General features: G+C 54.0%; 20 protein-coding genes and 1 tRNA gene. 17 read left to right on the top strand and 4 right to left on the bottom strand.

All coding sequences use genetic code 11. The features are described from left to right. Positions 1 to 413: 413 nt before the first annotated feature. The 4 genes from BM022_RS07755 to BM022_RS07740 all read left to right on the top strand — a co-directional run bounded on the left by BM022_RS07755 (position 414) and on the right by BM022_RS07740 (position 6,622). Entirely contained in the window at positions 414 to 758 is a 345-nt protein-coding gene (locus BM022_RS07755) for a hypothetical protein (protein ID WP_091138238.1), read from the top strand. A gap of 261 nt (positions 759 to 1,019) precedes the next feature. Further along, positions 1,020 to 3,479, top strand: coding sequence for an EcoAI/FtnUII family type I restriction enzme subunit R (hsdR, locus tag BM022_RS07750; RefSeq protein WP_091138236.1), 2,460 nt, complete (start codon positions 1,020 to 1,022; stop codon positions 3,477 to 3,479). 3 nt (positions 3,480 to 3,482) lie between these two features. Next, the gene (locus BM022_RS07745; RefSeq protein ID WP_091138234.1) at positions 3,483 to 4,940 is read left to right on the top strand and encodes a class I SAM-dependent DNA methyltransferase; all 1,458 of its coding nucleotides are present in this window, start codon (positions 3,483 to 3,485) and stop codon (positions 4,938 to 4,940) included. Further along, a complete protein-coding gene (locus BM022_RS07740; protein WP_091138232.1) occupies positions 4,937 to 6,622 on the top strand; it encodes a restriction endonuclease subunit S in 1,686 nt (561 codons plus the stop codon). The genes BM022_RS07745 and BM022_RS07740 overlap by 4 nt, the downstream gene beginning before the upstream one ends. Before the next feature lie 491 nt (positions 6,623 to 7,113). Here BM022_RS07740 and BM022_RS07735 read toward each other — a convergent pair. After that, positions 7,114 to 7,189: transfer RNA gene (locus BM022_RS07735), tRNA-Thr, on the bottom strand. A 298-nt stretch (positions 7,190 to 7,487) separates the two neighbouring features. Between BM022_RS07735 and aroQ the strand changes: the two genes are divergently transcribed. From aroQ to BM022_RS07670, 13 genes are all read left to right on the top strand, one after another. After that, the gene (aroQ, locus tag BM022_RS07730) at positions 7,488 to 7,967 is read left to right on the top strand and encodes a type II 3-dehydroquinate dehydratase (RefSeq protein ID WP_091138231.1); all 480 of its coding nucleotides are present in this window, start codon (positions 7,488 to 7,490) and stop codon (positions 7,965 to 7,967) included. A 156-nt stretch (positions 7,968 to 8,123) separates the two neighbouring features. Continuing rightward, on the top strand, positions 8,124 to 8,585 hold the full coding sequence (accB, locus tag BM022_RS07725) for an acetyl-CoA carboxylase biotin carboxyl carrier protein (RefSeq protein WP_091138229.1): 462 nt from the start codon (positions 8,124 to 8,126) through the stop codon (positions 8,583 to 8,585). Between the two features lie 30 nt (positions 8,586 to 8,615). Continuing rightward, entirely contained in the window at positions 8,616 to 9,971 is a 1,356-nt protein-coding gene (gene accC / locus BM022_RS07720) for an acetyl-CoA carboxylase biotin carboxylase subunit (RefSeq protein ID WP_091138227.1), read from the top strand. A 167-nt stretch (positions 9,972 to 10,138) separates the two neighbouring features. Beyond that, positions 10,139 to 11,065, top strand: coding sequence for a 50S ribosomal protein L11 methyltransferase (prmA, locus tag BM022_RS07715; RefSeq protein WP_091138226.1), 927 nt, complete (start codon positions 10,139 to 10,141; stop codon positions 11,063 to 11,065). 27 nt (positions 11,066 to 11,092) lie between these two features. Next, positions 11,093 to 12,271, top strand: coding sequence for a DUF3426 domain-containing protein (locus BM022_RS07710; protein WP_091138224.1), 1,179 nt, complete (start codon positions 11,093 to 11,095; stop codon positions 12,269 to 12,271). Between the two features lie 164 nt (positions 12,272 to 12,435). After that, positions 12,436 to 13,248 carry an ABC transporter ATP-binding protein gene (locus tag BM022_RS07705; protein ID WP_091138222.1) on the top strand — a complete coding sequence of 271 codons (813 nt, stop codon included), beginning with the start codon at positions 12,436 to 12,438 and terminating at the stop codon, positions 13,246 to 13,248. Then, a complete protein-coding gene (mlaE, locus tag BM022_RS07700; RefSeq protein ID WP_091138221.1) occupies positions 13,241 to 14,038 on the top strand; it encodes a lipid asymmetry maintenance ABC transporter permease subunit MlaE in 798 nt (265 codons plus the stop codon). Before BM022_RS07705 ends, mlaE begins: the two co-directional genes overlap by 8 nt. Beyond that, positions 14,038 to 14,523 carry an outer membrane lipid asymmetry maintenance protein MlaD gene (gene mlaD, locus BM022_RS07695; RefSeq protein WP_091138219.1) on the top strand — a complete coding sequence of 162 codons (486 nt, stop codon included), beginning with the start codon at positions 14,038 to 14,040 and terminating at the stop codon, positions 14,521 to 14,523. The genes mlaE and mlaD overlap by 1 nt, the downstream gene beginning before the upstream one ends. Positions 14,524 to 14,583: 60 nt before the next feature. Then, positions 14,584 to 15,228, top strand: coding sequence for an MlaC/ttg2D family ABC transporter substrate-binding protein (locus tag BM022_RS07690; protein ID WP_091138217.1), 645 nt, complete (start codon positions 14,584 to 14,586; stop codon positions 15,226 to 15,228). 1 nt (position 15,229) lies between these two features. Next, positions 15,230 to 15,544 carry an STAS domain-containing protein gene (locus BM022_RS07685; protein ID WP_091138216.1) on the top strand — a complete coding sequence of 105 codons (315 nt, stop codon included), beginning with the start codon at positions 15,230 to 15,232 and terminating at the stop codon, positions 15,542 to 15,544. Between the two features lie 87 nt (positions 15,545 to 15,631). Beyond that, entirely contained in the window at positions 15,632 to 16,561 is a 930-nt protein-coding gene (locus BM022_RS07680) for an ABC transporter ATP-binding protein (protein ID WP_091138214.1), read from the top strand. Then, on the top strand, positions 16,558 to 17,313 hold the full coding sequence (locus BM022_RS07675; protein WP_091138213.1) for an ABC transporter permease: 756 nt from the start codon (positions 16,558 to 16,560) through the stop codon (positions 17,311 to 17,313). The genes BM022_RS07680 and BM022_RS07675 overlap by 4 nt, the downstream gene beginning before the upstream one ends. A 213-nt stretch (positions 17,314 to 17,526) precedes the next feature. Continuing rightward, complete coding sequence (locus BM022_RS07670) at positions 17,527 to 17,775, top strand: BolA family protein (RefSeq protein WP_091138211.1); 249 nt, start codon at positions 17,527 to 17,529, stop codon at positions 17,773 to 17,775. A gap of 318 nt (positions 17,776 to 18,093) precedes the next feature. Here the strand turns inward: BM022_RS07670 and rpoH are convergent, their stop codons facing one another. The 3 genes from rpoH to ftsE all read right to left on the bottom strand — a co-directional run bounded on the left by rpoH (position 18,094) and on the right by ftsE (position 20,599). Then, positions 18,094 to 18,942: an RNA polymerase sigma factor RpoH gene (rpoH, locus tag BM022_RS07660; protein WP_091138208.1), complete on the bottom strand. Its 849-nt coding sequence runs from the start codon at positions 18,940 to 18,942 to the stop codon at positions 18,094 to 18,096. A 98-nt stretch (positions 18,943 to 19,040) separates the two neighbouring features. Further along, entirely contained in the window at positions 19,041 to 19,949 is a 909-nt protein-coding gene (gene ftsX / locus BM022_RS07655; RefSeq protein ID WP_091138206.1) for a permease-like cell division protein FtsX, read from the bottom strand. Beyond that, positions 19,946 to 20,599, bottom strand: coding sequence for a cell division ATP-binding protein FtsE (gene ftsE / locus BM022_RS07650; RefSeq protein ID WP_091138205.1), 654 nt, complete (start codon positions 20,597 to 20,599; stop codon positions 19,946 to 19,948). Before ftsE ends, ftsX begins: the two co-directional genes overlap by 4 nt. Positions 20,600 to 20,611: the final 12 nt, after the last annotated feature.

Raw genomic sequence — 20,611 nt, 5'->3', positions numbered from 1 at the left:
AGTGCATCTTTCTGTCGGGTTGCTTCTCGCCTTCGCGTTTGAAGATTTCTTGCCCACCCGCAAATACTTGCTCGAGGGTTTGGAAGAGACCTGAGCAACGTCAGCATCGATGTAGACGAACCGGATAACGTTACCACGATCCGATTTGAAACGGCAGCAAAAACAGCATGAACTCCGTCAATAGCCTATGGTCGGGACGGCAGTTAGAGCCGCCACTAAAGGGTTACAAATCCGATGCTATGAATCTGCTAGGGGATGTTGAGGAAATAACGCGGAAGATTGAAGCAGCGGCGGCGTTGTAGGTGCGATTGATATTACAGGTCTGATCTAGCCCTGCACATTGTTCAAGTCCGGATAGCTCGCCTCCTCATTTGACGATTATGACCGTTTGCTTGATTCGAAAAGGAAAAATAATGGTGAATGAACACCCGCTGGCATTCGCGCGTTGTCCTGCAGCTTTGCTTTTTGAGGAGGAAGGCGACAATATGATCTCTGATTGGACGGACTATATTGTCGCCACCCGGACTAAAGCAGGCGTCTACTCGATCTACGTGCGCAAGTTGTTGCGAAAAAGGTGGTCTAACTTAGAACATTTCCGAGACATCAAAACCGCCAACGAGATCATCGCCACTATCGAAGAGTGCGAAGCAAGGCTATACGTAAGCGTATGTTGGCCAGAGGTAATTGACGCTTTCAAAAAACTGGACGTTAAGTTCGCAAAAGAAATTGAGTCTATTGTTAAGCCCAATTTCGTCTAACCATTGCCAGCTTTGATAGCCGAAGCAGATACGAAGTTACGTATACCAGGCGCCGATATAGCAAAAGCTACCTTTATGATGAAAAGGAAATGCTCCGGTGTACCTTAGACCATGGCGTGTACTGCCGAGTTTGATAGAATTGCTGAGACGGCCCATGAGGTCGGTTTGTCGACAGGTGAGAGCTCTAACCCAACGGTTTGGTGAATATGCCTGACCTACCCAGTATTGCTCTCGACGGTCTCGTGTTTCAAATAGGGCAACATGAGCAAAAAAACGCTGAGCGAATCCGACATTTGCGCCAAGTACATTACACCTGCAGTTATACAGGCGGGATGGAATGAGTTAGCCCAGATTCGCCGCGAGGTCTTTTTCACTAAGGGTCGCATCATCGTCCGGGGCAAGCTGGTCACGCGAGGCAAGGCGAAGCGGGCTGATTACATCCTCTATCATCAGCACTTCCCTATCGCCCTGATAGAAGCGAAGGACAATAACTTTGCCGTAGGCGATGGGATGCAGCAGGCGCTGGATTATGCCGTCACACTCGATATCCCCTTTGTATTCGCTTCCAACGGCGATGGGTTCGCGTTTCATGACCGCACGGGCCTGAGTGCCCAACTGGAAACCACGCTTGCGCTCGACGCATTTCCGAGCTCTGCAACCTTATGGAAGCAATACTGTATCTGGAAAGGACTGGAATCTGAACAGGAAGAGATTGTCCTGCAACCTTATCACGACGACGGCAGTGGCAAGGAGCCACGCTACTACCAGCGCAATGCTATCAACGCCGCGGTTGAAGCCGTCAGTAAAGGGCAAAATCGTATTTTGCTCGTCATGGCAACCGGCACCGGCAAAACTTACACAGCTTTTCAGATCATCTGGCGTCTATGGAACGTCGGGCTAAAGAAACGCATCCTATTTTTGGCAGACCGAAATGTTCTGATCGACCAAACTATGGTCAACGACTTCCGCCCTTTCGGTGCGGCTATGGCCAAACTTAGCACCGGTGCCAAAACCATTGAACGGGATGATGGGAATTTAGAGGTCATTACAACTGCAGTCGACAAGCACCGCCGCATCAACACGTCTTATGAGATATATCTCGGGCTGTATCAGGCAATTACGGGCCCTGACGAACGACAAAAACTGTTCCGCGAGTTTTCGCCTAGCTTCTTCGATCTCATCGTTATCGACGAATGTCATCGGGGCAGCGCGGCCGAAGATTCCACTTGGCGGGAAATCCTCGAATATTTTTCCACCGCTACGCAAATTGGCCTTACCGCCACACCCAAGGAAACCGAGTATGTTTCAAACATCCATTACTTCGGGGCGCCGGTATACACCTACACCCTGAGACAGGGCATTCGCGACGGCTTCCTTGCCCCCTATAAAGTCATTAAGGTACATCTGGACGTTGATGCAGAAGGTTATCGGCCCCAGCAAGCGGAAGTGGACGATTATGGCCATGAAATCGAAGACCGCATCTACAATCAAAAAGATTTTGACCGCAACCTCGTGATTGACGAACGCACGAGGCGTGTCGCCAAGTGGGTGTCGGACCACCTGAAGCAAAGCGGCAATCGGATGCAGAAGACGATTGTTTTTTGCGTCGATACCGAACATGCGGCTCGGATGCGCCAAGCCTTCATCAATGAGAACCAGGACCTTGTCCAACGAAACGTGCGCTACGTGATGCGGATCACGGGGAACGATAGCGAAGGGGCAGCGCAAATTGGCAATTTTATTGATCCCGAGGCGCCGTACCCAGTTATTGTCACCACCTCACGCCTGCTGTCCACCGGAGTCGATGCACAAACCTGTCGGTTGATTGTGCTCGACCGAGAAATCGGCTCCATGACCGAGTTCAAGCAGATCGTGGGACGTGGCACCCGGGTGCATGAAGATACGAAAAAGTACTATTTCACCCTAGTCGACTTCCGCAGAGCGACCAACCATTTTGCCGACCCCGATTTCGACGGCGAGCCCGCCCAGATTTACGAGCCCGGTGAGGACGACCCTGTCGTCCCGCCGGACGATGTGCCGCCATCCGATGACGACAATGAAGAGCCTATTCCGCCACAGCCTGGCGAGGATGAAACGGTAGTCGATGGCGACCCGCCGGTTATCGATCTACCGCCGGACGATGGCGACAGCCCTCGCAAGTTCTATATCAAGGGCAACCCGGTGGCCGTGCTCACCGAGCGGGTAGAATATCTGGATGAAGACGGCAAATTAATTACTGAATCTCTGCGCGACTACAGTCGTAAGGCAATTCGGCAGCAATACATTAGTCTTGATCAATTCCTGCGTCGGTGGAGATCTGTCGAGCGGAAGGAAGCCATTATTGAAGAACTGGCGGAAGCAGGATTGTTGCTGGCCCCGTTGTTGGAAGAAGTAGATAAAGACCTTGATCCCTTCGACCTGATTTGTCACATTGCTTTCGATCAGCCGCCTTTGACACGGCGCGACCGAGCCAATAATGTGCGCAAACGCGATGTATTCACAAAGTACGGGGCACAAGCACGGGCTGTGCTAGAAGCGCTCCTAGCCAAGTATCAGGACGAGGGCATTATCAGCGGTCTGGATAACAGCAAGATTCTGGAAATCTCGCCCTTCAACAGGATGGGAACACCATTCCAGCTCATTAAGCAATTCGGGTCTCGCACCAGTTTCGAGAACGCGGTTCATGAACTGCAAACCGCTCTTTATCAGGATATTGTTTAAATCATGTCAGTCAGGAATACGGTTAAATCCATCCAAAATATCATGCGCCAGGATGTGGGTGTCGATGGGGATGCCCAGCGTCTCTCCCAGCTTTGCTGGATGTTTTTCCTGAAAATAATCGATGACCAGGATCAACAGCTCGAGGTGATGCAGGACAATTACCGGTCGCCAATCCCGAAAGCTCTGCAATGGCGAGCTTGGGCGAGTGATCCCGAGGGTATCACCGGGGAAGCGCTGCAAACCTTCATTAACATCGAGTTATTCCCTAAGCTCAAGGCACTTCCCGCCTCGGGCAACAGTGCTAACCGCTGCCGCGTGGTCCGCAGTGTCTTTGAAGATGCCCACAACTACATGAAGTCTGGCCATCTCATGCGGCAGGTCATCAATAAAATTAGTCGCGTGGACTTCAATGACCTGACCGAGCGCAAGCATTTCGGCTCCATCTACGAGCAATTGCTCAACGATCTACAAAGCGCTGGCAATGCGGGCGAATATTACACTCCTCGTGCTGTCACCGCCTTCATGGTCGATCGAATCGATCCTAAGCCGGGCGAAATCCTGCTTGACCCCTCATGTGGAACTGGTGGATTTCTCACCTGCGCTATTCGACATATGCGCGACCGCTATGTCAAAACAGTCGAGGATGAACAAAGCATGCTGACGAACCTGCGAGCGGTAGAAAAAAAACAGCTCCCGCACATGCTCTGCGTCACAAATATGTTGCTGCACGGCATTGAGGAACCCAGCTTCGTGCGTCACGACAATACACTGGCGCGGCCTTACATCAGCTATGGCCCAACCGACCGGGTGGACATCATCCTCACTAACCCGCCATTTGGGGGCAAGGAAGAAGACGGTATCGAGTCTAATTTCCCCTCACATTTTCGCACCAAAGAAACGGCCGATCTGTTTCTGGCCCTGTTTATCCGACTGCTCAAACCCGGTGGTCGCGCTGCTATTGTGTTGCCAGATGGCTCCCTGTTTGGTGAAGGCGTGAAAACGCGGCTAAAAGAACACCTGCTCGAAGAGTGCAACTTGCACACCGTTGTGCGCCTGCCCAACAGTGTGTTCAAACCTTACGCGAGTATAGGCACCAATCTGCTGTTCTTCGAAAAGGGCACGCCGACGGAAGAAATTTGGTTCTACGAGCATCGTGTGCCAGAAGGGCAGCAAGCCTACTCAATGACAAAGCCCATGAAAACGGAATACCTGCAAGGCTGTCTCGAGTGGTGGGGCGAGGCAGGACGCGGGAACCGGGTGGAAACAGATCTAGCCTGGAAAGTCAGCATAGACGACATCAAGGCGCGCAACTACAACCTAGACTTTAAGAATCCGCGCATCATTCCCAACGATCACGCCGATCCAGAGCAACTACTAATCGAACTCGTAGCGACCGAGCAAAAAACAAAAGCTATTCGTGACCAACTTAGGGCGATTCTTGAAGAAGCTTTGCTGCGATGAGTGAAAGAGCCCTCTTGGAGCGTTTTGATCTGGTTACCAATGACCCTGAAAATATTCCACTGCTCCGCCGCTACATTGTTAATTTGGCAATTCGAGGAAAGCTGTTGGAAAGGCCGGACGCGGATATTTCTGCGTCGGAAATGCTCAACCGTATTGAAGCCAAAGCCGCCATACTCATTAAGCAGGGTAGGCTTAAGAAGCAGAAAGCAATGGATCCAATAAGGTCAGAAGAACTCCCGGGCCCAGATATGGCCCATCGTACATTTGAGCGTCTCGGCAACTTAGCAAGCCTCCAAAAAGGGCTGACCGGAATTCAGGGCGCGACCCCGGGCGAATTTCCCCTTGTTACTACGGGGGAGGGGCGTTCAACCTGTGATCACTATGATTTCGACGGTACGGCCGCCATTGTTCCGATGGTTTCATCTACTGGGCACGGTCATGCCAGTTTGAATCGGCTCCATTATCAAGAAGGCAAGTTCGCACTCGGAACGATTCTGTGCGCGGTATTTCCCATTGATGAAAAGTTGATTTCTGCTCGATTTCTTTTTGAATACCTGACGGCGTTCAGGGCTGAGTTGCTCGTGTCAAAAATGAATGGCACCGCAAACGTGACGTTAACAATTGGCAAAATCGCAGAAGTACCGGTGCCCATCATTACGCCAACTGTTCAGGGTCGCGTCGATGAACTTATGTCGCTGTGCGACCAGTTAGAAGCGGCAACTCACGAGCGGGAGAAAGGGCGCGACCGTTTGCTAGCTGCCAGCTTGCAGCAGCTGAACCAGCCTAGCGGTAACGAACCGTGTTGCGCCGGCGACCATTTCATCTTTGACCACCTGCCGCGCCTAACCACCCGTCCAGCGCATATCAAGCAGCTGCGTCAAACTATCCTCAATCTCGCCGTGCGAGGCAAACTTGTTCCCCAAGACCCCGACGACGAACCAGCGACTGAATTGCTCCACCGAGTAGCAGTAGAGCGCTCCGATCTTGTTAAAAAAGGATCGATTCGCCGAGAACCACCCCTTGAACCTGTTCATCCGGACGCCCATCCATTCGCAATTCCGGATAACTGGATATGGGCGCGTATCGGGAGCGCCGTTCTGTTCACCCAGTATGGAACATCCCTGAAGTCCCATACTGCTGACAATGGGGTGCCTGTTCTCACAATGGGTAACATTCAGGATGGACGAATCATTTACAGAAGTGAGAAAAGGATACCAGAATCGTCGAATGAACTTCCGGCGCTTTACCTGCGCAAGCTTGATATTCTGTACAACCGGACGAATAGCGCTGAACTCGTCGGGAAGACTGGTATTTACCTTGACGAGGATGACGCCAGAACTTTTGCCTCATATTTAATACGGATTCGCTCATCGCCGACTTCCGGCTGTCCCCATTACCTAAATTTGGCTATGAACACATCTGAGTTTCGCGAAACTCAGATTATTCCATTAATTAAAAAACAAACTGGACAGGCGAATGTTAACGGGACGGCGCTGAAGAACATGTTAGTAGCACTCCCACCCCTCGCCGAGCAATATCGGATCGTTGCGAAGGTGGATGAGTTGATGAAGCTTTGTGACCAACTGGAAGCTCAAGTTACCATCACAGCCGCTGCCACCCGCCGCCTCCTGAAAGCCGCACTGCACGGCGCGCTGTGTCCGATTCTCCAAAACGCCGCATGATTGGCGTGCATCGGCTTTAGTCCGACTACCCACCCGGCACCACAGAACGGCGGGCGAGCTTCAAGCAAAGCATAAGCCGTGGATCAATGTCCGAGTAGAGAAGGCGTTGTCTGGATGGTACTTTCGCAAAATGCCCCCAGAAGGTGGCGGTAGTTCCAGGTGGGTGTGTTCATCTGTGATGGCGCTGATCGATCACGGCCAGTCCCAAGTGTGGACAAAAGGCACTCGCAACCTCGTCTAGCGACCCGCTCCTAGCTACGGGTCATCTTACCGACAGCCGAGCCATCAAGTAGCAGCGCATTCGTTCGAGGTTACGGTCTGGTTGTCTAGAGCCGAGCGTGGCGGCCGGTTTGATAAGACGCAGACGGGAAACCACGAGGTCATCGGCGGTGAAACCTGCCAGTCGAGAGCGGTAGTTCCCTACGAAGTTACCCCTACGTTACCCCGCGTGTCATCCCGTCCTTGGCAATTCCGATAATGCTTTGTTTTTATGGTGCTGTTGAGAGGAGTCGAACCTCCGACCTACTGATTACGAATCAGTTGCTCTACCAACTGAGCTACAACAGCCTCGTGAAGCGAAATAGGATTATAGAGGTTTGAAGAACTGCGGGCAAACGGCCAAGTATATTCGAACCGAAGAGCCCCATCATGAAACCGCGGTAAGCCGCCAGCGAAACAGTTGTCCTGGGCTGGTTTCCACCCAACCGCTGTAATGTGCTCCTGACAAGTCGGGCTTGACTCGATTTTCGCATATCAGATCGGCTGCCCTACCGATTTATTCTGAAATCCGCGTATATTCCGCGATTTTCGCCGATAAGTTCGTCACAGCTAGACTTTTTTCCCGGTTTGCGTCAAACTTGCGGCCATGAAAAAGGGGGCGACTCAAGCACAACACGTTCTGGTCCTGCACGGACCCAACCTGAATATGTTGGGGACTCGCGAGCCGAATATCTACGGAAGGGCGACACTCGAAGAAATTAACAGTAATTTGACGAAATTGGCTGCAAAAGCGGGAACGAGATTAACGTACTTTCAAAGTAATGCCGAAGCCGAGCTGATCGATCGTGTTCAGGACGCGAGTCGGGAACAAACCGACTTTATTATCATCAATCCTGCCGCTTTTACTCACACTAGCATTGCGTTGAGGGATGCGCTTGCGGCGACTGAGATTCCTTTCATTGAAGTTCATCTTTCCAACGTCTTCGCGCGCGAGCCGTTTCGCAAAAAGTCGTATTTCTCGGATCTTGCACGGGGTGTAATCACTGGCCTCGGACCGAAAGGGTATGAGCTCGCCCTGGACTATGTCCTGTCCATACGCGTCGCCGAGGGAGACGGATCGGGATGAGCAGGGCAAGTGGCGATTCTAGTGCGTGGGCTGGTATGGGCTTGTACCAAAAGCAGATGCTGCATTCCCAATATTTCGACCAGACCACGGTCCAATAACAAACAATATTGATTAAGCAAGTTAAGAAAAATCTGGGGTGTTCCCCGGGAGGCTATTATGGATCTTAGAAAGCTCAAAAAGCTGATTGACCTGGTCGAGGAATCCGGTATCGCCGAACTGGAGATTACTGAAGGTGAAGAAAAAGTTCGCATCAGCAAATCCGCAAACCCGGCGCAAGGTTCCGCCACCCCAACAGTGACCATGGCTCAGCCGCAGGCACCCGCTTCCGTCATCCAAACGGGCGCGGGCTCCGTGCCTCCCCAGCCTGCCGAAACCATTCCCGAAGGCCACGTTGTAAAATCACCCATGGTGGGAACGTTTTACCGTAGCTCTGCGCCGGGCGCCCCTGCCTTCGTGGAGGTAGGACAGACGGTCAAGGAAGGCGATACGCTCTGCATTGTCGAGGCGATGAAGCTCTTAAACGAAATCGAGTCCGACAAAAGCGGAGTGATAAGGGCTGTTCTGGTGGAAAACGGGCAGCCGGTAGAGTATGGCGAACCGCTATTTGTAATCGATTGATATGGTCCCGTCTGAGTTACCTAGGTAAACATGTTCGGAAAAATACTAATTGCCAATCGTGGTGAAATCGCACTGCGGATACAGCGTGCGTGCCGCGAGATGGGTATCAAGACGGTAGCGGTACACTCGGAGGTGGACGCCGACGCGAAATATGTCAAACTCGCCGATGAATCTGTCTGTATCGGACCCGCCCCTTCAGCTCAGAGTTATCTTAATATCCCCGCGATCATCAGCGCGGCGGAAGTAACCGACGCCGAGGCGATCCATCCTGGCTACGGATTCCTGTCGGAAAATGCCGACTTTGCCGAACGTGTGGAACGGAGCGGCTTTGTATTTATTGGGCCGCGGCCCGACACGATCCGGCTTATGGGCGATAAGGTCAGCGCCAAGTTGGCAATGAAAAAGGCGGGCGTGCCCTGCGTTCCCGGGTCGAATGGCGCGTTGCCCGATGCTCCGGAAGAAATCAAGGCGATTATGCGCGCTATTGGCTACCCTGTGATCATCAAGGCTGCTGCGGGCGGGGGCGGCCGGGGCATGCGGGTGGTACATACCGAAGCCGCATTGTCCAACGCGGTTATCATTACCCGGAACGAAGCCCAGGCGGCGTTCGGCAATCCGACGCTTTACGCAGAAAAATACCTTGAAAACCCTCGGCACATTGAGTTTCAAGTGCTGGCTGACGAACACCGCAATGCGATCCACCTGGGAGAACGGGAATGCTCGATGCAGCGCCGTCACCAGAAAATACTCGAGGAATCGCCCGCGGTCGGCATCCCTACGCGTTTGCGGGACAGGATCGGCACCCGTTGCGCGGACGCTTGCCGCCGTTTTGGTTATCGTGGCGTAGGCACGTTTGAGTTTCTTTTCGAACGAAACGAGTTTTATTTCATCGAAATGAACACGCGCCTGCAGGTCGAACATCCCGTCACCGAAGCGGTAACCGGAATTGATCTGGTCCAGGCGCAGATTCGAGTGGCGGCTGGGGAAAAATTGAATATTCGCCAGCGGGACGTTACCTGGAAGGGTCATGCCATCGAATGCCGCGTCAATGCCGAAGATCCTTATAAGCTTACGCCATCTGCGGGCCGCATTACCCAATATCACGCGCCCGGCGGGCCGGGAATCCGCGTCGACTCCCACGTCTACCATAATTACTTCGTACCCCCCAATTATGATTCCATGATCGGCAAAGTGATAGCGTACGGGGAAAATCGCGAGCAGGCGATTGCCCGTATGCGGATTGCCCTATCCGAAATGGTGGTGGGGGGAATCAAAACCAACATCCCCCTACATCTCGATCTGCTATCCGATGCCGCATTCCTGAATGGCGGCACCAGTATCCATTACCTGGAGCAAAAGCTCGCCAACTACAATAAGCCCGGATAGATCAGCTTGCGATCGCATTGCGGCTGGGCAGGGGTATCGCGCTATCCGGTCCTGATATCGCTATTCTCAATACGGTCAGTAGCCGGAAGCTGTGCATTCGAGAATGTTTGCGGTCGTCCGAATCGACCCTAAATGCGCACGTGCAGGATCTTTTGAGGTTATAACTTATGCCATGGATATCGCTCGCCATCGAAACCGATGACACTCATGCACAAGTTTTGAGTGACGCATTAATGGAGCTGGGCGCCCTGTCAACTGACCTGCATGACGCCGCAGCGGGCACCGCGGGTGAACAGCCCCTGTTCGATGAAGTCGGCGAGGCAAAAGGGCAGATTTGGGTCGCATCGGAGGTTACCGCCTTATTCGATGAAGCAGCGGACATACCGTCCATTTTGCACGCTGCCACGGATGCGGTTGGGCTTCCTTTCCCGCCCAGCTATCGCACGACACGCGTGGAAGAGCAGGATTGGGTCCGCGCTACTCAGGCTCAGTTCAGTCCGATCCGAATATCCCCGCGCTTATGGGTAGTCCCAAGCTGGCACCAGATACCCGATCCAGACGCAGTGAATCTGATACTCGACCCCGGCCTGGCTTTCGGCACGGGTAGTCATCCCACTACACAACTTTGCCTGGCATGGCTTGACGAAAACTTGCGCGGGGGAGAAGATGTTCTGGATTACGGCTGTGGTTCGGGCATACTTGCCATTGCCGCCGCAAAACTGGGCGCGCATCGCGTCATTGGAATCGATATCGATCCGCAGGCAATTGACGCCAGCCGTCAAAATTCATTGCTCAATCGCTGCAGCGAAGCACAATTGCAATTTCATGAGACTGGCGATGCGGCCCGGGCGGGTGGAACGGGCGAAATAGACGCGATCAGCGCGGATGTGATTGTCGCCAACATCCTGGCCGGCCCTTTGATCGTACTGGAACCCATACTGACGCGCGCTACGCGACCTGCAGCTCGCATCGCGCTTTCGGGGATATTAACCGAACAGGCCGAAGAAGTCGCGCAAGCGTATCGGCACGCGTTTGATATACGGATTGCGCGAGAACAGGACGGTTGGGTTTTGTTGACGGGAACGAGAACGTGATTCAATTTTCTCTAAAGCAGAACAGATATGTCCCTGATAACGCAGTGTCCTAATTGTGCGACGGCTTTCCGCGTAACGCCGCTGGATTTGCAGGCGCATGGCGGCGATGTGCGCTGCGGTCGGTGTGCGCACGTATTCAATGGTTATTCCATGCTCGCGACATTACGCGAACTGGAGCCTGCGCGCCCGGCTCCGCCAGAGGCTGAGCAGACGGCACGGGGAATTGCCGTCGCAGCCGAGATGGAGCAGCCAAATGATGCGTCCGAGCCAGCTTTGCGGCACGCAAGCGGGGTCGAAAGCGGAAGCCCTCTGACCCAGCCCGCCGATTCAAGCGCCGCGCAAACAGTCGCGGAAGAAGCACAGCACGGGGTGCCGCCAGCACCGGCTATGCCTTCGTTCATACCCGCCGCCGGGGGACAGTCCGCCAAGGAGCAGCCGGTCGAGGAACCGCCAGCCGAAGAAGCGCGAAGTGGAGAACGGGAAGCGGCGGCCGCGTCCGACGAGAGCTCGATTGACAGGAAGGTCGGCGGGAAAGAGCCCGTCTGGCGGATGCAGGAGACCAACGCTCCGGAGCAGCGAGCTTTTACCGCGGGCCATGGCCGGGAAGAGCCGGTCTTGGGGACGCCGGAGGCCACTGCTCAGGATCAGGAAGACTTTCCTGAAGAAAGCTACTCGTCGAGAGCGTATGCTTCAGATAAAGCAGAGTTCCGCCAAAACACCATCGCGTGGACTTTTGCCTGGGCCCTAGGCAGTCTAATCCTGCTTTTTTTCCTGGCTGCGCAAGCTGCTTATCACTATCGTGCCGAGTTGGCGGTTATGGCCCCCGCCGCCAAGCCATACCTTGCGCGTTACTGCGAGCTATTAGACTGCACCATCCGCTTGCCTCAGCGAACCAAATTGCTGAACATCGAAACATCAGACATGCAGTCGGACGCGCAACGCCCGGGCGTGATTACGCTCAGCGCCACCGTACGCAATCACGCATCCTATCCTCAAGCGTTTCCGTTGTTTCAGCTGACCCTCATCGATGCTAAAGACCGACCGCTCGCCAGCCGCACTTTCCTGCCCGAAGCGTATCTCGGGCACAAGGTGGAGCCGACAGATGCCATTGCGCCGAATAACGAAATCAACATCAGCCTCCATTTGGACAGTGGCGACCTGAACGCAGCCGGGTATCGCCTGTCGCTGCTTTATCCTGGCAGTTAAATGCCCTGAGCAGGAACTGAACAGGCGAAAACACAGGCTGGGGCGCAGGCCTATCCACTTTTTTGATGAGAATGGTGTCGTCTCCGCGCGCGATAGAATGGTGTGCTGTATGCGCATTTGGATTAAAATCGACATTACGAATTACGCATTCATCCGCCTTCAGAATGGCACTCGACGCTTTGGTTGAAATCAGGGACCTGAACTTCTCCTATGGAGAGCGCCCGATTCTCAAGGGGATCAATATGGACATGCACCGCGGCCAGGTGATTGCCATCATGGGTGGCAGCGGCAGCGGCAAGACTACTTTACTGCGTCTCATCGGGGGCGCGGTTCGCCCTTCCTCAGGTTATGTCAAGCTCGAAGGCAATGTCGTGCATAAGCTGACGCGGGACGAGCTTTTCCGCATACGCAGGAAAATGAGCATGCTGTTCCAGTTCGGGGCGTTATTTACCGATCTGTCCGTGTTCGACAACGTCGCGTTCCAGATGCGGGAACACACTGATCTGCCGGACCCCATGATACGCGACCTGGTCCTCATGAAACTGCAGGCCGTCGGCCTGCGTGGAGCGCACGACCTGATGCCCGCGCAGCTTTCTGGAGGAATGGCGAGACGAGTGGCGCTGGCGCGCTCCATCGCGCTCGATCCGGTTCTCATCATGTATGACGAGCCTTTTACCGGGCTTGACCCGATCTCGCTCACAGTCATCGGTAATCTGATCCGCCGCCTGACGGATGCATTGGGCATGACGTCGGTCGTCGTCACGCACGATGTACAAGAGTCCTTAAAAATCGTGGATTATGTTTATTTCATTGCGGATGGCGTGATTGCGGCGCATGGGACCCCGTCGGAAGTACGCGAGTCGGTTGCACCGTTCGTACATCAGTTCGTACACGGCGAAGAAGACGGGCCCGTTACGTTCCACTACCCGGCCCAGGCGTATGCCCGCGATTTGAGACTGGAGAACAGTTTTGCCTAGACGCATTGTTATTGGCATCAGGGGCGTCGGTCATCGCGTAATAGACAGTGTCTGGCGATTGGGCTACGCCAGCCGTTTTTTCCTGCTGACAATGCTGAAATCGGGCACCAGCCTGCGTCGTTTCGGCCTGATCATCCGTGAGGTATATTTCACCGGTGTATTGTCGCTGATCATCATTCTGGTGTCGGGTTTGTTCGTGGGCATGGTCCTTGGGTTGCAGGGCTACGAAACGCTGCAGAGATACGGGGCGGAATCGGCCGTGGGCACAATGGTGGCGTTGTCGCTGTTGCGTGAGTTGGGGCCAGTGGTTGCGGCGCTATTGTTTGCCAGCCGTGCCGGCTCAGCAATTACCGCGGAAATCGGCCTGATGAAAGCGACCGAGCAACTGGCGGCCATGGAAATGATGGCGGTTGATCCTATTGCGCGTGTAGTCGCTCCCCGATTCTGGGCGGGAGTGATTTCCATGCCTCTGCTGGCGGCGCTGTTTTCCGCGGTCGGCGTATTTGGCGGTTACCTGGTAGCGGTAGTGCTTATCGGGGTGGATGAGGGCTCATTCTGGTCGCAAATGCAAGATGCGGTGGATTTCCGCTACGACATCGTCAATGGCGTAATAAAAACCTGCGTTTTCGGCGTCGCGGTAACTGCGATAGCAGTGTTCGAAGGCTACGATGCGTCACCCACGGCCGAGGGTGTATCCGGCGCAACCACGCGCACTGTCGTGACTTCGTCGCTGGCAATTCTCGGCCTGGATTTTGTTTTGACCTCGTTCATGTTCAGGGGAATGAGCTGATGCAGCGATCTACGATGGATTTATGGGTGGGAATATTTGTCATAGCCGGGATCGGGGCGCTGCTCGTGCTGGCCTTCAAGGTTGGGAATCTGGGAACATACAGTGCATCCGACAGCTATACCGTCACAGGAAGTTTTGAAAATATCGGGGGCTTGAAAGTCAGGGCGCCGGTAAAGAGCGCCGGGGTGGTAGTAGGCCGAGTGACAGACATACAGTTCAGCACTGATACTTTCGATGCCCAGGTTATCATGAGCATCGACAGCCGCTACCAATTCCCAAAGGATACCTTCGCGAGTATCCTAACGTCTGGTCTCATCGGCGAGCAGTACATCGGGCTCGCCGCGGGAGGTGACGAGGCTTTACTGAAGAGCGGCGACAAGATCATGAAAACCAATTCAGCGCTGGTCTTGGAAGAGATGATTGGACGATTCCTGTTCAACAAGGCGTCCGAAGGTGATGGGAAGGAAAAGGCTGATGCGGACTAACGAGACACTTTTGGCACAGCAATTCTTTTTTTGGTCTAAGTAAATTTAAACGAGGAACGTATGAAAAAATATCTTGGCATCCCGCTAATGCTTTTGGCATGGCTGCTGGCGATCCCTGCATGGGCGATAGCTGAAACCAATCCGGATACGCTGGTGGACAATACGGCCCAGGAAGTTCTTGCGATCGTGAGACAGGATAAGGACATTCAAGGGGGCAATAAAGCGAAAATTCTTGATCTGGTGGAAGCGAAGATCCTCCCTCACTTCAACTTTAACCGCATGACCCGTTTGGCGATGGGCAAGAACTGGTCGAAGGCTGCGCCTGAGCAACAGCAGGAGCTGGTGAAAGAGTTCAGAACGTTGCTGGTGCGTACCTATTCCAACGCCCTGTCGAACTACAGCGATGCAACGATCAAGGTCGAGCCCTTGAAAAGCAAGGGAGGCGAGACCGATACGACTGTAAAAACCAGGGTCATACAGGAACAGGGCCAGGAACCGGTCCCCATCGACTACAGCATGGAAAAAACCGGTGATGGATGGAAGGTATACGACGTTACGGTCGCAGGTGTGAGCCTGGTGACCAATTACCGCAGCACGTTTAATAACCAAGTGCGCGAAGGCGGTGTGGAGAAACTGATCAAGACCCTCGCGGACAAAAATCGCTCTCTGATTGCCTCGGACAAGAAGGCTGCGTTGGCTCAATGAGATGAATGCTGAAGTGACTGTGCGTGAAGGCGGTGAACTGAGCGTTGCAGGCCCCGTCACCATCGACAATGTGGTGGCGACGGTTGCTCGAGGCGCAGCCCTGTTTAGCCAGGAGAACCAGGTGGTGGATCTAGCGGGCGTCACCGAAGTGGACTCGTCAGCCGTTAGCATGCTGCTTGAATGGCAGCGAGGGACCGGCCGGCGCCGACGCCAGATATATTTCGCTAATATACCGCCCAAACTGCAGAACCTGGTTCAACTATACGGGGTGGCTGAACTGGTGCCTCTGGCAGAAGCGCGCCGGGAACCGGACTAACGTTCCCCTCACCGAGATGCCTGGCCAGAATAATTCGCGCTGTTGCTGAGTGCCTGCCATTCCTATCTCCCATATACCCTGCTCTCAATGGCACTGGCAATCGAAGTCAAACGACTGCGTAAGAGTTTCGGCGCGTTGCATGCATTGGGCGGTGTTGATCTCGAAATAGAAGCAGGGGAATTTTTCGCCCTGCTCGGCCCCAACGGTGCCGGTAAAACTACGCTTATCAATATCATCGCCGGGTTAACCCTTGCGACCAGCGGCAGTGCCAGTGTCATGGGACATGACGTAGTCTTGGATTATCGTCAAGCTCGTCGTATGCTGGGGGTCGTACCACAGGAGCTGGTGTATGACCCGTTCTTTACGGTCCGTGAAACCCTAACCATCCAGTCTGGATATTACGGCCTGAAGAATAACGAGGCGTGGATAGAGGAAATACTGCACCAGCTCGATCTTGTCAGCAAGGCGGACGCAAACATGCGTGCGTTATCCGGCGGCATGAAGCGCCGCGTACTGGTGGCTCAGTCGCTGGTTCACAAGCCACCTGTAATCGTACTTGACGAACCGACCGCAGGGGTGGACGTGGAGCTGCGTCAGGGGCTCTGGCGGTTCATCAGGCAATTGAATCGCGACGGGCACACGATTGTGCTTACCACGCACTATCTTGATGAGGCGGAAGCCTTGTGCAACCGGGTGGCAATGCTGAAGCAAGGCCATATTGTTGCACTCGACAGTATCAGGAATCTCATTTCCAGCGTGTCCACGTGCTCCATGCGGTTGCGATTGTCGCCGGATATTTTGCCGACCGTGCTGCAGCCTTTGATGAGCGAGCGGGAAGAGGGATTTCACATTCTGACGCTCAATGGCTATTCACAAATAGAAGACGTACTGGCTGCGTTGCGTGAGGAAAAAACATGCATTCTCGAAATGGAAATTCTGCAACCTGATCTGGAAGAAGTCTTCGTAACTATCACAGGCACTGCCGGGGTAACGCGCGCCGCAGCCTTCGCTTCATGACCGGGTTTCTTACTCTGCTATACAAAGAGTTGTTGCGATTCTGGAAGGTTGGATTTCAAACAGTATTCGCGCCGATGGTGTCCACTCTACTTTACCTGATGATTTTCTCGCATGTGCTGGAAGCGCAGGTGGAGGCTTTCCCCGGCGTGGCATATACGGCCTTCCTGATCCCCGGCCTGGTGATGATGGCGGTGCTGCAGAACGCTTTTGCCAATTCGTCATCCAGCCTCATCCAGTCAAAAATCACTGGCAACCTGGTTTTTGTTCTGTTGTCACCGCTATCCTACCGGGAAATCTTTTTCGCCTACGTCCTGGCATCGGTTGTACGCGGGCTCGCGGTCGGGCTGGGCGTATATCTGGTGACAGTCGGCTTCTTCGATGTGGCCGTGGCCTCATTCCCGTGGGTATTTCTATTCGCCTTTATGGGGAGCGCGCTGCTGGGGGCCATCGGGATTATCGCGGGCATTTGGGCGGACAAGTTCGATCAGCTCGCAGCCTTCCAAAACTTTGTCATTCTGCCGCTCACTTTTTTATCCGGGGTATTCTATTCCCTTCATTCATTGCCGCCTTTTTGGCAACAGTTGTCTCACCTGAATCCGTTTTTCTATATGATCGACGGTTTCCGCTATGGTTTTTTTAATGCCTCGGATATCTCACCCTATATCAGTCTCGGGATTGTAGTGGTGTGCTTTGTGGCGGTATCATGGGTGACGTTGCGGATGCTGAAGAGCGGATACAAAATCCGGCACTAGGGAAACTCTGGACAAGCCTCGCGGCTCGATATATCGGGTTCCCTGGGGTGAGGTAAATTCGGGCACCGTATGCACTGCTGAGCGACGTAGACCGACCTGCAGCTCGGCAGGGTTTGGGGGGGCCCTTGGGAGCACCGGATTTTGACAGCAACGCGGTCCGTGAAGGGCGGCTTGTGCAGCGGTTCCTTAGTTGACTTTATTACAGGACGAAGAATGGTTACAGCAGAGAGCATAAAAAGTCAGATCGAGGCGGGTATGCCGTGCGACCTGGTGCACGTCGAAGGCGACGACGGGTATCATTTCAACGCGATTATCGTGAGCGCTGAATTCCGCGGAAAGAATATGGTGCGGCAGCACCAGATGGTCTATGGCGCCCTTGGCGACAGGATGAAACAGGAAATCCATGCCCTGTCCATGAAAACGCTCACCCCGGAACAGTGGGCAGTGAGCAGTCAGGGCTAATGGCAACGTATTGGACGAGCAGGAAACAGAACAGTCTCTGGACGGTGATTGCAACCGTGCATGAGAATATCATGACACTCCTTAAAAACAACCTACGTCAACTACTGAAGGTCATTGCGCAGCGTAAGAGACTTAAGAGCCGTACAGGTCAAGCGCAACGTATCGCCATCAGCCTATCCCATCCATGACGATATGGAAACGATGGGTTCAGGGGGTATCGGACCCAGTCGCCTCAACCCGACTACAAATCTTCGTTGAGCCGTAATAAGAGGAGTCCCTCAACACGCGTTGATGGACTGCAAGCAGCTATTGCTTCCGTTAGCTGCTCGGTCCCATGGCAGTCCGCATTTTTTCCATGGCCTTGGCTTCGATCTGCCGGACACGCTCAGCAGAAACTCCCAGCTCGTCAGCAAGGTCGTGCAGGGTGGCGGTATCCTTTTCCCGCAACCAGCGGGCTTCGATAATGCGCCTGCTGCGCGAGTCGAGGCTTGCAAGTGCGCGCTCCAGGCCTTCGCCGCGCACTCTCCGGGTCTCTTCTGTTTCCAGGAGTTGCTGCGGTTCCAAGCCATCAGTGAGATAAGCGATCGGACTGAATGTGTCGTCCTCGTCTTCATCCCACATCGGTTCAAGCGAGATATCGCGTCCACTAAAACGCGTCTCCATTTCAACGACTTCTTCGGCCTTGACCCCCAACTGCCTAGCCACGGCGTTGACCTCGTCGGTATTCATCGTGTCCAGGACCGTCTTCATGCTGCGCAGATTGAAAAATAGTTTTCGCTGCGCCTTGGTCGTAGCGATTTTCACCAGCCGCCAATTGCGCAGTATGAATTCGTGAATTTCGGCCTTGATCCAATGCACTGCAAATGAAACCAGTCGTACCCCGCGTTCGGGGTCATAACGTTTGACCGCTTTCATCAATCCGATATTGCCTTCCTGTATCAGGTCGGCCTGGGGCAGACCATAGCCTTTGTAGCCCCGCGCGATGGCGACCACCACGCGCAAGTGCGACAGCACCAGCTGGCGAGCAGCATCTATATTTCCTTCATCTCGTAGCGAACGCGCGAGACGGATTTCTTCTTCCTGAGAAAGAATGCGAAAGCCACCGACCGACTGGATGTAGCTTTCAATGCTGCCGCTGGCTGAGGGTACGGCTAGAGCAAAAGTCATGTATCCTCCTTAGTTTTTCGCTAAATCTTAATTCTTTTCGGTTAAGAGAGCCAATAGCGTACGAAAGTTCCCTCCTGAATACCTTTTAAGGTCATGAATTATCGAGGTTCTATTCGTCCCAATTGGTATGTCACTGACAACCATGCCCCTATCCAGCCGAGCAGCGCGGATAACAGCAACAAGCTCAGGCTGTCCTCCAGCGAGAGATGATAGAGACGAAAATTCACTTCATAAAGGTTCATCAGGTGTTTCAGTTGCTCATCCGCCATATGAATTCCCCACGAAATGATGAGCCATGCCGCCGCGCCGCCAACCGCTCCCTGAATCGCCCCAAAGTACAGAAAAGGGCGGCGGATGAAACCCCTCGTTGCGCCGATCAACTTGGATACTTCTATTTCATCCCTCATAGTCATTATTTGCAGACGTATGGTATTAAATGCCACTGCGACCAGGGAGAAGCTTAGCAAAGCGGCGAGCATCAGTACACCTGCGCGGCCCAGCTTCAGCAAGGCGTCCAGACGCTTCGCCCAAGCCGAGTCAAGTTGCGCATGCTCGACCTGCGGCAGCTTCACCAGTTCGGTACGCAAGGCTTCCAGGCGCTCCGGGGAGATATTTCTGGTGCTGAGTACAAAAGCGTCCGGCAGGGGATTTCGTTCGAGGCCATCCATGACATCCCCCCAGTCGTTGCTCTGCTTGAGCTGCTCAAGCGCAGCGCCCTTGGGAATGAACGTAAAGCGGCCCACATCCGGGTGTTGTTTCAAGCGCGATTCGATCTCGGCAACGGCCTCCGAGTCTGCATCCAGCTTCAGAAACAGGCTCAATTGAGGCGCTCCCGAGAATTGCCCTGAAAGGGACTGGAGATTTTCCAGCAGGACGTAAATACCCGCCGGCAGGCTGAAAGCAATCCCGATCACAGCGATGCTGAGCAGGCTGCCGGTGGGGGTGCGTGTCAACCGTTTGATCGCGGCGGCAAGCGCGTGAAAATGATGAGAAAGCCAAACGCTCATATCGCCAGTTCACCGTGATTGAGTCTGAAAATGCGCGGCTGCATGCTGCCCAGCAGCTGCACGTCGTGGGTCGCTATCAATACCGTGACACCCACCTGGTGAAATGACACAAACATCTCCATGATATCTTTTGCATAATCTGGGTCAAGATTGCTGGTCGGTTCATCGGCGATGAGTATCGATGGCCTGTTGACGATCGCGCGGGCAATACAAAGGCGTTGTTGCTCTCCGCCAGACAGAGTAATGGGGCGCGCTTTTTCCCGGTTCAGTAACCCTACTTTGTCCAGCGCTGCGCGCACTCGTCCGGTCGCCGCCCTCGAGCTGAACCCGCTTATTTGCAGAGGGAGCAGTACATTTTGGAAAACCGTGCGGTCGAATAGAATTTTCTGATCCTGAAACACAAGACCGAGGTTGCGCCGCAGGAATGGGATCGCACCGCTCTTGATCGCGCTGATATTCTGCCCGTTGACGATAATGCTGCCGGTTGTCGGCCGCTCGATGGCGGCGATCAGTCTTAGCAGCGTGGTCTTACCCGCTCCTGAATGCCCGGTGATGAGGCCCATCTCGCCTGTTTCAAGGGTAAAGGAAACGTTCCTGAGCGCTTCGAAGCCGTTTGGGTAGCGTTTGTAGACCTGACTGAAGCTAATCATGCTTCGTTACGA

It is taken from the genome of Nitrosospira sp. Nsp14 (assembly GCF_900113575.1).
GTDB lineage: Bacteria > Pseudomonadota > Gammaproteobacteria > Burkholderiales > Nitrosomonadaceae > Nitrosospira.
The sequence above is the reverse complement of the archived record's forward strand: the minus strand, read 5'-3'. Positions and strand labels throughout refer to the sequence as shown.

Bases quoted from the DNA above. Each gene is read 5' to 3' on its own strand.
- BM022_RS07755 (WP_091138238.1), top strand. From the start codon at position 414: ATGGTGAATGAACACCCGCTGGCATTCGCGCGTTGTCCTGCAGCTTTG.
- hsdR (WP_091138236.1), top strand. From the start codon at position 1,020: ATGAGCAAAAAAACGCTGAGCGAATCCGACATTTGCGCCAAGTACATT.
- BM022_RS07745 (WP_091138234.1), top strand. From the start codon at position 3,483: ATGTCAGTCAGGAATACGGTTAAATCCATCCAAAATATCATGCGCCAG.
- BM022_RS07740 (WP_091138232.1), top strand. From the start codon at position 4,937: ATGAGTGAAAGAGCCCTCTTGGAGCGTTTTGATCTGGTTACCAATGAC.
- aroQ (WP_091138231.1), top strand. From the start codon at position 7,488: ATGAAAAAGGGGGCGACTCAAGCACAACACGTTCTGGTCCTGCACGGA.
- accB (WP_091138229.1), top strand. From the start codon at position 8,124: ATGGATCTTAGAAAGCTCAAAAAGCTGATTGACCTGGTCGAGGAATCC.
- accC (WP_091138227.1), top strand. From the start codon at position 8,616: ATGTTCGGAAAAATACTAATTGCCAATCGTGGTGAAATCGCACTGCGG.
- prmA (WP_091138226.1), top strand. From the start codon at position 10,139: ATGCCATGGATATCGCTCGCCATCGAAACCGATGACACTCATGCACAA.
- BM022_RS07710 (WP_091138224.1), top strand. From the start codon at position 11,093: ATGTCCCTGATAACGCAGTGTCCTAATTGTGCGACGGCTTTCCGCGTA.
- BM022_RS07705 (WP_091138222.1), top strand. From the start codon at position 12,436: ATGGCACTCGACGCTTTGGTTGAAATCAGGGACCTGAACTTCTCCTAT.
- mlaD (WP_091138219.1), top strand. From the start codon at position 14,038: ATGCAGCGATCTACGATGGATTTATGGGTGGGAATATTTGTCATAGCC.
- BM022_RS07690 (WP_091138217.1), top strand. From the start codon at position 14,584: ATGAAAAAATATCTTGGCATCCCGCTAATGCTTTTGGCATGGCTGCTG.
- BM022_RS07685 (WP_091138216.1), top strand. From the start codon at position 15,230: ATGAATGCTGAAGTGACTGTGCGTGAAGGCGGTGAACTGAGCGTTGCA.
- BM022_RS07680 (WP_091138214.1), top strand. From the start codon at position 15,632: ATGGCACTGGCAATCGAAGTCAAACGACTGCGTAAGAGTTTCGGCGCG.
- BM022_RS07675 (WP_091138213.1), top strand. From the start codon at position 16,558: ATGACCGGGTTTCTTACTCTGCTATACAAAGAGTTGTTGCGATTCTGG.
- BM022_RS07670 (WP_091138211.1), top strand. From the start codon at position 17,527: ATGGTTACAGCAGAGAGCATAAAAAGTCAGATCGAGGCGGGTATGCCG.
- rpoH (WP_091138208.1), bottom strand. From the start codon at position 18,942: ATGACTTTTGCTCTAGCCGTACCCTCAGCCAGCGGCAGCATTGAAAGC.
- ftsX (WP_091138206.1), bottom strand. From the start codon at position 19,949: ATGAGCGTTTGGCTTTCTCATCATTTTCACGCGCTTGCCGCCGCGATC.
- ftsE (WP_091138205.1), bottom strand. From the start codon at position 20,599: ATGATTAGCTTCAGTCAGGTCTACAAACGCTACCCAAACGGCTTCGAA.